At 73.4% G+C, this 14,342-nt stretch carries 13 protein-coding genes and 1 pseudogene; 5 read left to right on the top strand and 9 right to left on the bottom strand.

What is annotated here, in order from left to right; translation table 11 throughout:
- Positions 1 to 192: 192 nt before the first annotated feature.
- Both ACIBEA_RS40125 and ACIBEA_RS40120 read left to right on the top strand, forming a co-directional pair.
- Positions 193 to 2,679: a PQQ-binding-like beta-propeller repeat protein gene (locus ACIBEA_RS40125; protein WP_399268644.1), complete on the top strand. Its 2,487-nt coding sequence runs from the start codon at positions 193 to 195 to the stop codon at positions 2,677 to 2,679.
- A 68-nt stretch (positions 2,680 to 2,747) separates the two neighbouring features.
- A complete protein-coding gene (locus tag ACIBEA_RS40120; protein WP_399268642.1) occupies positions 2,748 to 3,242 on the top strand; it encodes a peptidylprolyl isomerase in 495 nt (164 codons plus the stop codon).
- 78 nt (positions 3,243 to 3,320) lie between these two features.
- On the opposite strand, the gene ACIBEA_RS40115 is transcribed toward ACIBEA_RS40120, so the two are convergent.
- From ACIBEA_RS40115 to ACIBEA_RS40095, 5 genes and pseudogenes are all read right to left on the bottom strand, one after another.
- Positions 3,321 to 4,241, bottom strand: a complete 921-nt coding sequence (locus tag ACIBEA_RS40115; RefSeq protein ID WP_399268639.1) for an SUKH-3 domain-containing protein — start codon at positions 4,239 to 4,241, stop codon at positions 3,321 to 3,323.
- Positions 4,231 to 4,623 (bottom strand): YwqJ-related putative deaminase, encoded by a 393-nt coding sequence (locus ACIBEA_RS40110; RefSeq protein ID WP_399268637.1) that lies wholly within the window; start codon positions 4,621 to 4,623, stop codon positions 4,231 to 4,233. Before ACIBEA_RS40110 ends, ACIBEA_RS40115 begins: the two co-directional genes overlap by 11 nt.
- Entirely contained in the window at positions 4,616 to 5,089 is a 474-nt protein-coding gene (locus tag ACIBEA_RS40105; protein WP_399268634.1) for an SUKH-3 domain-containing protein, read from the bottom strand. Before ACIBEA_RS40105 ends, ACIBEA_RS40110 begins: the two co-directional genes overlap by 8 nt.
- Before the next feature lie 54 nt (positions 5,090 to 5,143).
- Positions 5,144 to 6,847 (bottom strand): annotated as a pseudogene (locus ACIBEA_RS40100) (YwqJ-related putative deaminase); the annotation flags it as partial.
- A gap of 105 nt (positions 6,848 to 6,952) precedes the next feature.
- Positions 6,953 to 7,474 (bottom strand): hypothetical protein, encoded by a 522-nt coding sequence (locus ACIBEA_RS40095; protein WP_399268632.1) that lies wholly within the window; start codon positions 7,472 to 7,474, stop codon positions 6,953 to 6,955.
- Positions 7,475 to 7,628: 154 nt separating this feature from the next.
- On the opposite strand from ACIBEA_RS40095, the gene ACIBEA_RS40090 reads away from it, so the two are divergent.
- Entirely contained in the window at positions 7,629 to 8,114 is a 486-nt protein-coding gene (locus ACIBEA_RS40090; protein ID WP_399268629.1) for a hypothetical protein, read from the top strand.
- Positions 8,115 to 8,130: 16 nt separating this feature from the next.
- On the opposite strand, the gene ACIBEA_RS40085 is transcribed toward ACIBEA_RS40090, so the two are convergent.
- The 3 genes from ACIBEA_RS40085 to ACIBEA_RS40075 all read right to left on the bottom strand — a co-directional run bounded on the left by ACIBEA_RS40085 (position 8,131) and on the right by ACIBEA_RS40075 (position 10,575).
- On the bottom strand, positions 8,131 to 8,910 hold the full coding sequence (locus ACIBEA_RS40085) for an enoyl-CoA hydratase/isomerase family protein (RefSeq protein WP_399268627.1): 780 nt from the start codon (positions 8,908 to 8,910) through the stop codon (positions 8,131 to 8,133).
- Complete coding sequence (locus tag ACIBEA_RS40080; RefSeq protein ID WP_399268690.1) at positions 8,907 to 9,338, bottom strand: Zn-ribbon domain-containing OB-fold protein; 432 nt, start codon at positions 9,336 to 9,338, stop codon at positions 8,907 to 8,909. The genes ACIBEA_RS40085 and ACIBEA_RS40080 overlap by 4 nt, the downstream gene beginning before the upstream one ends.
- A gap of 85 nt (positions 9,339 to 9,423) precedes the next feature.
- On the bottom strand, positions 9,424 to 10,575 hold the full coding sequence (locus ACIBEA_RS40075; protein ID WP_399268625.1) for a lipid-transfer protein: 1,152 nt from the start codon (positions 10,573 to 10,575) through the stop codon (positions 9,424 to 9,426).
- Positions 10,576 to 10,808: 233 nt separating this feature from the next.
- Between ACIBEA_RS40075 and ACIBEA_RS40070 the strand changes: the two genes are divergently transcribed.
- Positions 10,809 to 12,410 (top strand): FadD3 family acyl-CoA ligase, encoded by a 1,602-nt coding sequence (locus ACIBEA_RS40070; RefSeq protein WP_399268688.1) that lies wholly within the window; start codon positions 10,809 to 10,811, stop codon positions 12,408 to 12,410.
- A gap of 49 nt (positions 12,411 to 12,459) precedes the next feature.
- Here ACIBEA_RS40070 and ACIBEA_RS40065 read toward each other — a convergent pair whose 3' ends face one another.
- The gene (locus tag ACIBEA_RS40065) at positions 12,460 to 13,248 is read right to left on the bottom strand and encodes a class I SAM-dependent methyltransferase (RefSeq protein ID WP_399268623.1); all 789 of its coding nucleotides are present in this window, start codon (positions 13,246 to 13,248) and stop codon (positions 12,460 to 12,462) included.
- 134 nt (positions 13,249 to 13,382) lie between these two features.
- On the opposite strand from ACIBEA_RS40065, the gene ACIBEA_RS40060 reads away from it, so the two are divergent.
- Positions 13,383 to 14,183 carry an IclR family transcriptional regulator gene (locus tag ACIBEA_RS40060; RefSeq protein ID WP_399268621.1) on the top strand — a complete coding sequence of 267 codons (801 nt, stop codon included), beginning with the start codon at positions 13,383 to 13,385 and terminating at the stop codon, positions 14,181 to 14,183.
- Positions 14,184 to 14,342 lie beyond the last annotated feature (159 nt).

The raw sequence follows: 14,342 nt of genomic DNA, 5'->3' as shown, positions 1-14,342 counted from the left end.
CCCGGGCGCGAAGTGTGACGTAGCCGGCGGCGGAGCCTCGGCGGAGCCAGGGCCCGGACCCGGCGCGGGCCTGACAGAATCGGCATGCGCGACCCCCGGGCGGGTGCCCGGGGAGTGAGACGCTGCACGGGGCCGGCGGGGACGCCGGCGGAAACGGGCCGTCGGAGGTCCGTACGGGGAGGTGTGAGGCGAGTGGTGGAACAGCTGACGCAGCACGACCCGAGACGGATCGGCCCCTTCGAGGTGCTGGGACGGCTCGGCGCCGGCGGCATGGGGCTGGTCTATCTCGCACGGTCGGCGTCCGGACGACGGGTCGCGATCAAGACCGTGCGCACCGAGCTCGCCGAGGACCAGCTCTTCCGGGTGCGCTTCACGCGCGAGGTCGAGGCCGCGCGCGCCGTATCCGGCTTCTACACCGCCGCCGTGGTCGACGCGGACCCGCGCGCCGCCGTGCCGTGGCTGGCCACCGCCTACGTGCCGGCGCCCTCCCTGGAGGAGATCGTCAACGAGTGCGGGCCGATGCCCGCCCAGGCCGTCCGGTGGCTGGCCGCCGGGATCGCCGAGGCGCTCCAGTCCATCCACGGGGCCGGCCTGGTCCACCGCGACCTGAAGCCGTCCAACGTGCTGGTCGTCGAGGACGGGCCGCGCGTGATCGACTTCGGCATCGCCAGCGGGGTCTCCAACACCCGTCTGACCATGACGAACGTCGCCGTCGGCACGCCCGCCTACATGTCGCCCGAGCAGGCCAAGGACTCGCGGAGCGTCAAGGGCGCCAGCGACGTCTTCTCGCTCGGGTCCACCCTGGTCTTCGCCGCCACCGGACACCCGCCCTACCACGGGGCCAATCCGGTCGAGACGGTCTTCATGCTGCTGCGCGAGGGACCGAACCTCGACGGGCTGCCGGACGAGCTGCGGCCGCTGATCGACTCGTGCATGCAGATGGACGCGCTGAACCGGCCGACCCCGGCCGACCTCCAGGCCCAGCTCGCCCCGCACCTCTTCGCCGCGGGCGAGGTCGGCGACGACAGCGGTACGGCCTCGGCCTGGTTGCCCCCGCGGGCCGTCGCGATGATCGAGACCCGGCGCGCGGTGGGCCACCGTACGCCCGGATCCGGTGCGGCGGCGCGCGGCGGCGCGGCCGGCGGCCCGGGTCCTGGAGCGGGTCCCGGCGCGGGCGGGCGCGATTCCGCGGGCCGCGGCGCCGGTACCCACCAGCGCCGGACCACGCCGCCGCGCGGCTCCGACCCCTGGGCCGACCCGCGCACCGGGCAGGCCCCGCCGCCGCGTCCGGAGCACCCGCCGATGGCTCCGCTGCCGGGCGAGCCGGTGCGGCTCGGCGCCTCCCCCGTGCCGATCGGTCCCGGGCCGCGGGTGGCCGTGGCCGCGCTGTCGGCCGCCCCCAGCGGCGCCGACTCGGCGACGGGGTGGGTCCGCCCGCCCGGCGGCTCCGCGAGCCCGTCCGGCGGGTCCGTCCCGCCGTCGCGGGTCTCCCCGGGCGCGCTCCCGGACACCGCCGGGGTGCCGCGCCCCGGCCCGGCGCCGGACAGCGGCCGCTGGCGGCCGTGGCGCTTCCGCATGTCCAACGAGGTCTGGGGCACCCCGACCGTCGCGGGCGAGCTGCTGTACGTCTCCTCCTTCGAGGTGCACGCCCTGGACGTGGCCAGCGGTCGCCGCCAGTTCAAGACCCGGGACGTCGCGTGGTCCATGGCCGTCTCCGACGGTCGCATCCACGCCTCGGACGGCCCCTCGCTCTACGCGCTGGACTCCGTCGACGGCTCCGAACGCTGGCGCCTGTCCACCGACGCCTGGGTGTACGCGCTGCGCGCCGACCGGGGCACGGTGGTCACCGCGACGCGCGGGGGCGGCGTACAGGCCTGGGAGGCCGCCAACGGTCAGAAGCTGTGGGAGCTGACCGGGGCCCAGAGCGACTTCGAGACCCCGGAGGGCGCTCCGACGCTGCACGACGGCACGGTGTACGTCTGGCAGGACGCCCGGCTGCGCGCCCTGGACGCCCGTACCGGCCGCGAATCCTGGTCGTACCCGGTCGGTGACGCGGCGTCCTGCGGGAACGTCCCCGTCCGGGTCGCTCCGGCCGCCGACGGCAACGTCTACGTCGCGGCCGGCTCGCGGGTGCTGTCGGTGGACCGGGTCTCGGGCCGGGTCCGCTGGCACTTCGAGGCCCCCGCCGTCTTCATGGCCCCGCCCGCCTTCGCGCCGGGCCCGGCGGTGACGGGCGGCGGCGTGTACCTGGTGGACTACCTGGGCACGGTGTACGCGCTCGACGCCACCACCGGCGCGGACCGCTGGCGGATCTCCACCGAGCCCCGCCAGTCCCCGGACCCGGTGATCGTCGCGCACGGCAACGTCCACCTGGGCGCGGGCAGTGCGCTCTACACCCTGGACGCGGTCACCGGCACCCCGAAGTGGCGCTTCGCCGCGGGCGGCGAGATCACCGGGTCCCCGGCGGTCGCCGACGGTCGGGTGCACTTCGGCTCCGCGGACCACTGCCTGTACACGCTGGACGCGGCGGGCGGCCAGCTCCGCTGGAAACTGGCCACCGGCGGCGAGATCACCGGCTCGCCGGTGGCGGAGGCGGGGGTGGTGTACGCGTGCAGCAAGGACCGCTGCGTGTACGCCCTGGACGCGGCGAAGGGGACGGGCACGCGCACGGGCGCCTGACCTGCACGGGTGAGGCACTGCGGCCCCGCCGGGGCGCGCACGGCACCGGGAGTGACAGGATGGACCCCATGAGCAACGTTTACTTCGACATCAACATCAACGGCGAGTCCGCTGGCCGCATCGTCTTCAACCTCTTCGACGAGGTCGTCCCGAAGACCGCCACGAACTTCCGCGAGCTGGCCACGGGCGTGCACGGCTACGGCTACGCGGGCTCGGGCTTCCACCGCGTCATCCCGCAGTTCATGCTGCAGGGCGGTGACTTCACCAACCACAACGGCACCGGTGGCAAGAGCATCTACGGCGAGAAGTTCGAGGACGAGAACTTCAAGCTGAAGCACGACCGCCCGTTCCTGCTGTCGATGGCGAACGCCGGCCGCAACACCAACGGCTCGCAGTTCTTCATCACGACGGTCCTCACCCCGTGGCTCGACGGCAAGCACGTCGTCTTCGGCGAGGTCGTCGAGGGTTCGGACCTGGTCCAGAAGATCGAGGCCCTGGGCTCCCAGTCCGGCGCCACCCGCGCCAAGATCGAGATCGCCGCTTCCGGCGTCGTCGAGAAGTAGTCAGTCCCCCGGGAGCTCCCAGCCCCCAGGCACGCCGGCCCCGCCCCCACCAGGGGGCGGGGCCGCCGCCGTATCGGGCTACGGGCGGATCTGACGGTCGAAGGCGGCGGCGCACGCCGCGAAGACCTCCGCGGGGCGGCCGATGGCCGAGCCGGGGCCCGCCGCCAGGACCAGGCGGGGCGCCGGGGTCCCCGCCGTACCCACGATGACGGCGCACTCCAGCTGCCCGGGGGCGGCTTCGGCCGGTACGGAGAACGTCAGCTCGGCCCCCAGCGGGCGGACGCCCGCGGCTTCCACGGCGGCCACCATGGCCGCGGCCAGCGGTGCGGCGCTGTCCTGGAGCGGACCCGGGTGCAGGGGGAACGCCCGGTCGAGCGCGAGTACACCGACCCCGCGCAGGGTGGTGGCGCGCAGCCGGACCTCGCGCGCGGTGAAGGCGCCGTGCGCGTGCAGGACGTACACGGCGACCAGAGCGGCCCGCGTGCCGATGCGGACCGGATCCGTGGCCTCGCCGTAGGCGTGGCCGTCGAGGGGCCACTCGCGGCGCCGGCCGGTCAGTCGTACGGGCGCGTGCCCCTCGGCCAGGGCGGTGAGCCCGTCGCGCACGGTGTCGCCGATCAGCCATGCGCCGCCGTGATCCACGCAGAACAGCCGGCCGAGCTCATCGACGCCGAGGAGGCCGTCGGCGTCGGTGCGCCCGAAGGGGAACAGCCGGACATCGAGTTCCTCGGAGATCCGGCGGAAGGGCCGTGCCGCGTGTCGGGCCTGCGCCGGGTCGACGACGCATCCGGTGGGCGCGACGTCCCGGCCCGGGCCGGTGGCCGCGATCCGCAGCCCGTGGAACTCGCGCAGCGCGCTCTCGGCCGCCGGGAACAGCTCCCAGGGTCCGAGCGGCGCGGTGGTGAGCACGGCCAGCAGGGCGGCCTCACGGGCATCCCGGCCGGGTCGCCAGCCGGCGGCGGTCAGGGGCGCGGGAGCGGGAGCGGTGTCACCGGTCATGGATGACGTCGATGCCGAGACGGTCGAGCAGTGCGGAACAGGAGCGGCAGACCTCGGCCTCGGTGCCGTGCTCGGGGTCGCCGTGCGGGCGGATCTTCCGGGCGACGATCGCGGCGCCGGCGAAGTGCGCGAGCGCCTCGTCGAGGGTGGTGGTCCGCTCGTCGCCGCGCTGTGCGTCGAGGCCGTACAACTGGTCGGAGACGAGGGCGGATTCGGCGCAGTAGCCGATGAACGGCTCGCGCTGTGCGACCGGGAGCTCATCGAAGAACGCCTGCACGGCGGGGTGCAGGTGCGGTTCGCCGTCACCGCTGAGGTTGGTGTGGCTGACCACGGCCCCCTGCACGAGCAGAGAGGCGGCCACGCCGGGGATCGCGTCAGACACAGTAGTCGTCCACTTCGTCCTGGTCGCCCCGCATCAGGCTGGAGAGGGCTTGGGCTTCGTCCTGGCCGAGGAAATACGGCCCGGTGTGGTGGAGGTAGAAGAACCGCCCCAGATCGTCCATGAGGACGATCCCCGCCTCGCCGAATTCGTATCCGACGGGGAAGAGCCGGCGTCCCACCTCGGCCGCCAGCTCGGTGATGTCTTCGGCGTCACCTTGGTAACCCAGGGTCGGATCCGCGACGAAGGCCCGCTCGGGAGCCAGGGGCGCAGGGAATTCCACCCCGGTGTAGCGGCTGACGAACGACCGTACAGCGTCCCAGGGCTGCAGCGGGAATCCCTGCCCGGCGGAATCCCTGACCCGGGCGTCGATGAGCCGGTCGGCCTCAGCTGTGCGCCGCGTGTCAGGGGTCCAGCCGTGGCGGCGGAGCCAAGCCTCCACCTCGTCCGGCGTTGCGGGCGGTCTCATGTTCCGTACTCTCTGCTTCGTCGACTACTGGAGGATGGAGATACCGAGTCTCTGCATCACTGGCTGACAACTCCTGCAGGGTGGAATGTAACTCCCGTGCGGAACCGTATCGCCGTTCCGATCCGGTTGATCACCTGTTGTGACAGTGTGCATGACACTGCCACTCAGGGCTCGTGCGGCTTCGTCAGGCGTGTTTATCCTGTTTCCTGAGGCTTCCATGGCATGGAGTCGGTCCGACACCAGGGATACCTCGGCGCACTTCCCGTGCCCCCGCCCCTTCTCCAGCTCGCCTCGGTCGTGCGCGTCGGCAACGTCCTGGTACAGGGAGGCGAGGACTGGGTGGGTGGTCGGGAACGACTGTCCGTCCTTCTTCTGCGAGCTGGTGTGAGAAGTGACGACCCCGTCGTGCAGCAAGGCGCCCGCGCATCCCTGTCTCACCCGGTCCTTGCCGGTGGGCTGCATGCCGGAGGTGTTGTTGGCGTCGTCCGCCAGCTGGCGGGCTTCGTCGCGCAGGACCCGGTGTTGACCTGCTTCGTCCAAGTGGTCGACGTGGAGGGCGTCCCTGCGGTGGTGGCGCATCTTGCCGGCGCTCTCTCCGTGCCACGGGGGCTGGGGTTCCATGCGGCGGCCCCTGGGGCCGTCGTCCGAGCCCTGGCCGCCGCTTCCGCCGGTGGGGGGCTTGCCGCCCCCGCCGCCTGCGCCGCCCTTGCCGTCGTGGGCGTCCTTGAGCTTCTGGCGGTTGATGCGGTCGCGGATGGCGTCGTCGTTGTTCTTGTGGTCGGTGGAGATCTGTTTGACGGCCTTGGGGAGGGTCGTACCGACATGGTCGCCCATCGACTTGGTGGCCTTGGTGAGGGCCGTCATGGCCTTGTCGGCGATGGGGTCGATGGCGCGGGCTATGGAGTCGCGGCCCCGGGTGCGGCCGTGGTGGGACTTGGCCTTGGTGAGCTTGGTGGTGGTCTTGCCGTGGATGCTGGTGCTGACGTTGTTCAGCTGGGTGCCGGCGCGGTCGTGTTCGGTGTGGTCGATCTGGAGGTCGACCAGGCCGGTGCCGCCCGTACCGCCGGCGCCGGGGCCGCCCGCGGAGGCGAGGTGCATCGCCTCCTTGCCGCTCTGGACGCCGCCGTCGAAGCCGTCCTGGCCCGCCTTCTTCGTCTGGCCGAGGTCGACGCCGTCCTGGAGGCCGATGGCCATCGCGCCGAGCTGGACCACCAGGTCGGCCGCCATCTCCTCCAGTGCCGACACGGCGGGCTCTGTCAAGGCGGAGACGATGTAGCCGACGGCTTCCTCGACGCACTCCTTGATCAGTCGCTTGACGACCTCCTGGGTCGCGCGCATGGCGCCCGCACCGATCAGGGCGGAGAGGCCGCCGGTGACGGGGATCAGGGACATCGCGATCCCGGCCTCGGCGGCGAGGTAGCCGAGCTGGACGAGGGCGGCGAGCTTCATGCCCTCCACGGCCCCGGCGGCCATGTCCATTGCTCCGCCGATGGTGCGCGCGGCTCCGGCGATGTCCTTGAAGTGCTTGCCCTTGACCGTGTTCCAGTGGGCGTTCAAGGCCTCGATGGACTCGCCCTTGCCGGAGGACAGCAGGCGCTCGAAGTGGTTGTTGGCGAGCTGCCCGTCGTCCTCCAGATCCTCCGCGAACTCCCGGAGCGCGTCCGCCATGTCGCGGTACGCGTCCTCATCCACATTGGGCCAGGCCACACCGATCAGATCCAGCAGTGTGTCTGCCCAGTCAGGCACCGTGACTGACATGCCCCCACTTCCCCCCGTATGTGCACCCGTTCGCAAGATGCTTGTGCGAACAAGGCTGCCATGAGGGTCCGACAGACCTGTCAGGAGGCCCGGGGGTTGGCCGGATCAGGCGCGGTCCGCGGGCGGGGGCCAGGCTTCGGTGGGTGGGGGCGTCGGGTGGGGGTCGTGGAGAGGGTCGAGGGTGTCTGCGTGGCGGGTCCTGCGGCGGGGGCGGCCGCGCATGACGGCGGCGGCCAGGATCAGGAGGGCGCCGCCGCCGAAGGCGTTCGCCACGCCCACGCCGAGGCCCGTGCCGTCGCCGCCGACGGAGAGGCTGCCCACGGCCTGGCCCTGGCGGACCATCCACAGCACGGTGACGCCGATGACCACGACCCCGGCGAGGGCCATCAGGGCGCGTGAGCGCAGGACGACCGCGGCCAGGGTGAGCAGGGCCGCGACGAGGAAGGCCAGCAGGATCGACGTCATGACGCCGGACTTGTCCGTGGGGTCGATGCCCGAGCCGGAGAAGAGGTCGGTCAGGCGGAAGTCGCGGCCGTGCCGGCCGTCGTACCAGGCGCGGAAGGGGCTCCACACGGCCGCCGCCGCTCCGATGAGGCCCAGCAGGGAACCGATTGCGTTGCGGATCAATGCCCGGCCTCCGGGGAGTGGGGTGGGTCCTGATCCCCGACGCTACGTCGGGGCCGGTCCGCCCGCATGCCGGGACGCCGCCGTACGGCCCCTGTAAGGGGCGCGTAAGGGCCTGGTAGCGTGACGCGCCGTCGTCCGGGGGAGGGAACGCGCCGTGTTGGCACGTCGTATGAGGTTCGGGGTCGTCGTGGTCGCCGTGGTGTGCGCGCTGACCGGGTTTTCGAGCGGGAAGCACAAGAGCAGCGGCGGGCACGGGTGTTCCAGCTCGAAGTCCAGCCACGGCACCAGCACCTCCGGCGGTACCAGCGGCGGGTCCAGCAGCAGCGGCGGCTCCGGTGCGAACGGCACGGCGTCGCCCACGCCCAAGCCCACCAAGTCCGGCCCGCCCGCCCACGCCGTCGTCGTCAGCTGCGCGGGGCCCGCCTCGGCCACGGCCACCGTCCGGGTGACCTCCGACGTCGACGTGACCCGTACGGTCACCGTCCCGGTGCTCAGCAGCGCCGAGGGCGTGAGCGGCGACGACTACGGCTCCGCCACCGTCACGCTCAAGGCGCGCGAGACCCGGACCGTCACCGTGCCGATGCGCACCCCCGGCGACGCGGCGAAGGTCCGCAGCTGCCGGATCGGCACCGTTTCGTAAACGGGGCCCGCGGGGCTCAGCGCACGCGGAAGTCCGTGGACCGCGGGCGCCGGGCGCCGAAGAGCTCCGCCTGCCGCTCCGGCGGCAGGTTGCCGAGCGCGATCAGGTGCGGGGCCTGGGCCAGGGCCTGGGCCCGCGCGGCCTCCTTCGCCGCCCACAGCGCCCGTACCGTCCCCTGCACGGCCCCGGTCGGGAAGCCGGCCAGGGTCCGCGCGGCCCGCTGCGCCGCCGCCGGCAGCTCCGCCGGCTCCGCCAGCTCGGAGACCAGCCCGATCTCGTACGCCCGCTGCGCGGAGAGCCGTTCGGCCGTGCCCATCAAGGACATCCGGGCGACCTCCCCGAAGGGCATCCGCTGCGCCATGTAGATCGCCTCGTAGGCGCTGACCATGCCGTAGCTGGTGTGCGGGTCGAAGTACGTCGCGGTGGTCGAGGAGACGATGAACTCGGCCTCGCCCAGCAGGTAGAAGGCGCCGCCGCAGGCCATGCCGTTGACGGCCGCGACCACCGGTTTCCACAGGTCGTTGGCCTTGGGTCCGATCGCGATCATCGGGTCGTCGATGGAGTACGGGGACGCGGGCTGCGGCACCTCCACCGAGCGGTCGATGCCCGTACAGAAGGCGGCGGACCCGGCGCCGGTCACCACCACCGCGCGCACGCCCTCGTCGAAGCGGAACTCCCGCCACAGGGACGACAGTTCGGCGGCCGTCTCCAGGTCGACCGCATTGTGCCGGTCCGGCCGGTCGAGGGTGACGACCGCGACGCCGGTCTTCTCGTCCCGCTCGACCCGTACGCTCACGACTTCTCCAGCAGCCAGCGCGGCACGCTCACCCCGTCCTGCACGGTGAACGCCACGTGCACCCTCGCCCCGATCCGCAGCCGCGCCGGGTCCAGGGAGTCCAGCGGGGCGTCGGGGGCCGTGACCAGGTTCCCGGCGAGCCGGATGCGGGGGTCCTCGGCCAGCTCGACCAGGATCACGTTGTACGGGGCCTGCGCGGCGTAGGCGGGCAGCAGCGGCGGATGCGGTCGGACGTAGGACCACACCCGCCCCCGGCCGCTCATCAGCCGCCACTCGCTCTCGAAGGACTGGCAGTGCGGGCAGCACGGGCGGGGCGGGAAGCGCAGCTCGCCGCAGCCGGGCGCGGCGCAGGCCTGGACGCGCAGCTCGCCCCGGGCGGCGTACTCCCAGAAGGGCGCGCCGTCCTCGTCGGGGACGGGCAGCAGCAGCCCCTCGGCGGCCGGGTCCGGGTCCGGGGTCGGCTCCGGGGCCGGGGAGGCGGCGGCGTCCGCGGTGGTGGTGGTCATGGGGCGGTCAGCTCCTCAGCAGGATCGCGGACGTCGGGACTCCCTCGCCCGCCGTCACCAGGCAGGTCGCGGCGTCCGGTACCTGGGCGGTGGAGATCCCGCGCAGCTGTTTGACGCCCTCGTTGATCAGGTTGAAGCCGTGGACGTAGGCCTCGCTGAGGCCGCCGCCGCCGGTGTTGATGGGCAGGCGCCCGCCGATCTCCAGCGCCCCGCCCTCCGTGTAGGCGGCGCCCTCGCCGCGCCCGCAGAAGCCGTAGCCCTCCAGGGAGAGCGGGATGAGGGGGGTGAAGGCGTCGTAGATCTGCGCGACGTCCACGTCCTGGGGGCTGAAGTCGGCCTGCTTCCACAGGTGTCGGGCGGCCGTCCAGGCGGGGCCGGTCAGCGGGTCGTCGTTCCAGTAGTTGACCATCCCGTGGTGCTGGGCGGGCAGGCCCTGGGCCACGGAGTGGACGTAGACGGGCTTCCGGCGGCAGTCCCGGGCCCGTTCGGCGGAGACGATCACACAGGCCAACGCCCCGTCGGTCTCCAGGCAGTTGTCGAAGAGGCAGAGCGGCTCGCTGATCATCCGCGCGGTCATGTAGCTCTCGCGGGTCATGGGGCGTTCGTACATCATCGCGGCCGGGTTCTGGTTGGCGCGGTTGCGGCAGGCCAGGGCCACGTTGAAGAGGTGGTCGCGGGTGGCGCCGTACTCGTGCATGTAGCGGCGGGCCAGCATGCCGATCTCGTCGGCCGGGCGCAGCAGGCCGAAGGGGCGGGTCCACTGGCCCGGGGTGGGCAGTTGGACCGCCGTGTTCTTCCAGGGGCGCGGGCCGGAGCCGCGCTTGCGCGAGCGCCAGGCGACGCCGACGCTCGCCTGGCCGGTGGCGACGGCGGCGGCGAGGTGGCCGACGGTGGCGCAGGAACCGCCGCCGCCGTAGCCGATCTTGGAGAAGAAGGTCACGTCGCCGGCGCCGATGGCCTTGGCGACCTCGACCTCGTCGGTCTCCTCCATCGTGTAGGAGGAGAAGGCGTCGACCTCGGAGGGGGCTATCCCCGCGTCGGCGAGTGCCGCCAGAATGGCGCGGCAGGCCAACTCCTTCTCGGTCTGCGGCAGTTGTTTGGCAAAGGGGGTCTGCCCGATGCCGACTATCGCCGTAGCGTCCTTGAGCGTTGCCGCCATCGCCACCTCCGGGGTGCGTCAGTACTGACAGCCGCGAACGGTACAGCTAATCTGACGAACAGTCAGCTACTGGTTCACGGGCGACGACGACGGGTGAGGGGCGTGCGATGGGCGAGGAAGCGGAAGAGCACCTGCGCGACGGCGGGCATGAGGACGGTTCCGGCGGCGAGGACCTGCCCGGCGATCTGCCCGGGGACCTGCCCGGGGACCTGCCCGGGGATCTGCGCGGGGATCTGCGCGGCGACCTGCGCTGGGGCACCATCGCCGGGCTGGTCCGCGATGCCGCCGACCGGTTCGGCGCGCGGGAGGCCGTCGTCGACGGCCGGGTCCGGATCAGCTACGCGCAGCTCGGCGAGCGGGTCGAGCGCGCCGCGGCCGCCTGCATCGCGGCCGGTCTGGAGCCGGGCGACCGGGTCGCGGTCTGGGCCCCCAACACCCTGGAGTGGATCGTCTCCGCGCTCGGCGCGGTCTCGGCGGGAGCGGTGCTCGTGCCGCTGAACACCCGCTTCAAGGGCGCGGAAGCGGCGTACGTGCTCCAGCGCAGCCGGGCCCGGATGCTCTTCGTCACCGGCACCTTCCTCGGCACCTCCTACGTGGCCTCCCTGCGCCGCGCCGCCGCCGAGGGCCCCGGTCGGGGGCCGCTGCCCGGGCTGGCGCACCTGGAGCACGTCGTGGTCCTCGCCGACGACGCCCCCGAGTCCTTCCGCACCTGGAAGGACTTCCTGGCGGGCGGCGACGCCGTCACCGCGGACACCGTCCGCGCCCGCGCCGAGGCGGTGCGCCCCGACGCCCCCTCCGACATCATCTTCACCTCGGGTACCACCGGCAGCCCCAAGGGCGCCGTCATCACGCACGCCCAGACCCTGCGCTGCTACCAGGTGTGGAGCGAGCTGGCCGGGCTGCGCGAGGGCGACCGCTACCTGATCGTGAACCCGTTCTTCCACACCTTCGGCTACAAGGCGGGCATCATCGCCTGCCTGATGCGCGGGGCGACGATGGTGCCGCAACCCGTCTTCAACGTGGACACCGTCCTCGCCAACGTCGCCGCCGAACGGATCTCCGTCCTGCCCGGTCCGCCCACCCTGCACCAGTCGCTCCTCGACCACCCCTCCCGCGACCACCACGACCTCTCCGCGCTGCGCCTGGTGGTCACCGGCGCCGCCGTCGTCCCGCTGCGGCTGGTGGAACGGCTGCGCGGCGAGCTGCGGATCGCGACGGTCCTGACGGCCTACGGGCTCTCCGAGGCCAGCGGCATCGTGACCATGTGCCGCCGCGGCGACCCGGCCGAGACCATCGCGGCCACCTCGGGGCGGCCCATCCCCGGGACCGAGGTGATGATCGCCGACGCGGAGGGCCGCTCGCGGGCCGCGGGGGAGGCGGGCGAGGTCTGGGTCCGCGGGCACCACGTCATGCGGGGGTACTTCGAGGACCCCGGGGAGACCGCGCGGGCCATCACCCCCGAGGGCTGGCTGCGGACCGGTGACGTCGGGGTGCGGGACGAGGCGGGCAACCTGCGGATCACCGACCGGATCAAGGACATGTTCATCGTGGGCGGCTTCAACGCCTACCCCGCCGAGATAGAGCAACTCATCGGCCTGCACCCGGACATCGCGGACGTGGCGGTCATCGGCGTACCGGATCCCCGACTGGGCGAGGTCGGCCGGGCGTACGCGGTGCGCCGCCCCGGCTCGACGCTGACCGCGGACGACCTGATCGCCTGGTCGCGCCGGGAGATGGCGAACTACAAGGTGCCGCGGTCGGTGGAGTTCGTGGCGGACCTGCCGCGCAACGCGAGCGGCAAGGTGCTCAAGACTGAGCTGCGGACCAGATCCTGATCGGGCGCCGGGCGCCGGGCGCCGGGCATCGGGCGCCGGGCATCGGGCGTCAGGCCGCCTTGCGGGCCAGGACGAGCCGCCAGTTCGGCCTGCCGTCGCGCGGGCGGCGCCCGAAGTGTTCCAGGGGCGCCGTCTCCACGGCGAAGCCGGCCGCCGCGAGGTCGCCGCGGACCGCGCCCAGCGGGAAGGTCCGGTAGTACATGACGAAGGGCGGCCGCCACACCGCGTTGCGCACCCGCATCGCCGCGTCGAAGCCGGTGGTGACCCACCAGGCCGCCGAGCCCGGTGCGAAGGGCGCCCCGATGGGGAAGGCGAAGAGCCCGCCGGGACGCAGCGCGCCGTGCACGGCGGCGAAGAGGGCCGGCCGCTCGGCGGGCAGGAAGTGCCCGAAGGCGCCGAAGCTGACGGCCAGGTCGTAGGAGTCCGCGAAGTCCGCGGGCAGGGCGAGGACGTCGGCCCGTACGAACTCGGGCGCGCCCGGACCGCCCCGGTCGCCCGGACCGCCCCGGTCACCCGGCCCGGCGGGCCCTTCCCCGCCCGGGTGGGCGAGGCGGGCCCGTTCCAGCATCCCGGCGCTGAGGTCGACCCCGGTCACCCGGTCCCGGCACAGTCGCCGCAGCATCCCGGTCCCGGCCCCGGTCCCGCAGCACAGGTCCAGTCCGGCGCCGAAGGACCCCTCGCGCTGGGCGAGGGTCTCCTCGACGGCGTCGAGCATCCGGTCGGGGGTGCGGAAGGGGGTGTGGTCGAAGGTGGGCGCGAGCAGGTCGTAGCCCCGCTCGACGGAGGACAGGGCCTGTACGGCCAGCTCGCGCACGCTCGGACCCTCGGTGGTGAACACCAGGTCAGCGTAGGGCCGCGGGGGCGGTTCGCGCCTTAGGGACCGGCAGTTCGGGTCCTTCGGCCCGCCCGGGGGCCCGCGGCGCGTGTCGTAGGGTGAAACAGATGATTTTGCCAATTATTGAGGATTTCGTGGTGAATGCCATACGGACCGGGGTGTCGGCCCCGCGGTCGGCCGACCGCGCCCCGGCGGCCGGCAGTGCGCTGGAGAAGACCCTGCGGATCATGGAGGCGCTGGCCGCCCCCGGTGGCCCGCACCGGCTCGGATCGGTGGCCGCCGCCTCCGGCGTCCCCAAGTCCAGCACCTACCGGGTCCTGGTCTCCCTGGTCGAGCAGGGCTACGCCGTCACCGACGGCGAGGGCGGCTACGGCATGGGCCTCCAGCTGCGCACGCTCGCCGCCCAGGTCGGGGCCGACCGGCCCGAGGGCATCGTGCGGCTGCTGGAATTCCTCCAGCGCAGCACCGGCCAGTCGGTCCACCTCGCCCTCTACGACGGCGGGACGGGCCTCACCTGCGTCCGCAAGGCCGAGAGCGACCGGGCCTTTCGCACCTCGACCCGCGTCGGTACGCGGCTGCCGCTGCACGCCAGCGCCATCGGCAAGGCCGTCCTGGCCCACCTGCCCGGCGCGGAGGTCGAGGCGCTGGCGCTCACGACCGGGCTGGCGCCGATGACCCGGCGGACCATCACCACGGTCGAGCGCCTCGCGGACGAGCTGGTCGCGGTGCGGGCCCGCGGCTACGCGCTGGACCACGAGGAGAACGAGGTCTCCGTGCGCTGCATGGCCGCCCCGGTCTTCGACCGCGACGGCGCGCCGGTCGGCGGGCTGGGCCTGAGCGCGGTCACCTTCCTGACCTCGGGCGAGGAGCTGGAGGCGTACGCGCCGGCCCTGTCGCAGGCGGCGCGCGGCGTGGAACGGCTGCTCCAACTGGGCTGACCGTACGGGCCCCCGCGAGCCGCCCGTACGACCGCCCGCGCGCACCCGGGTCCGGACATACGTACACGGCGGTGGCGCTGGGGCCCCCCCCCCGCCCCCCCCCCCCCCCGCCCCCCGAACATACGACGTCCCACCCCCAGAACCCCCGGGAAGGGTGGG

It is taken from the genome of Streptomyces sp. NPDC051555 (genome assembly GCF_044454405.1).
GTDB lineage: Bacteria > Actinomycetota > Actinomycetes > Streptomycetales > Streptomycetaceae > Streptomyces.
This window is presented reverse-complemented; position numbering and strand designations above follow the sequence as displayed.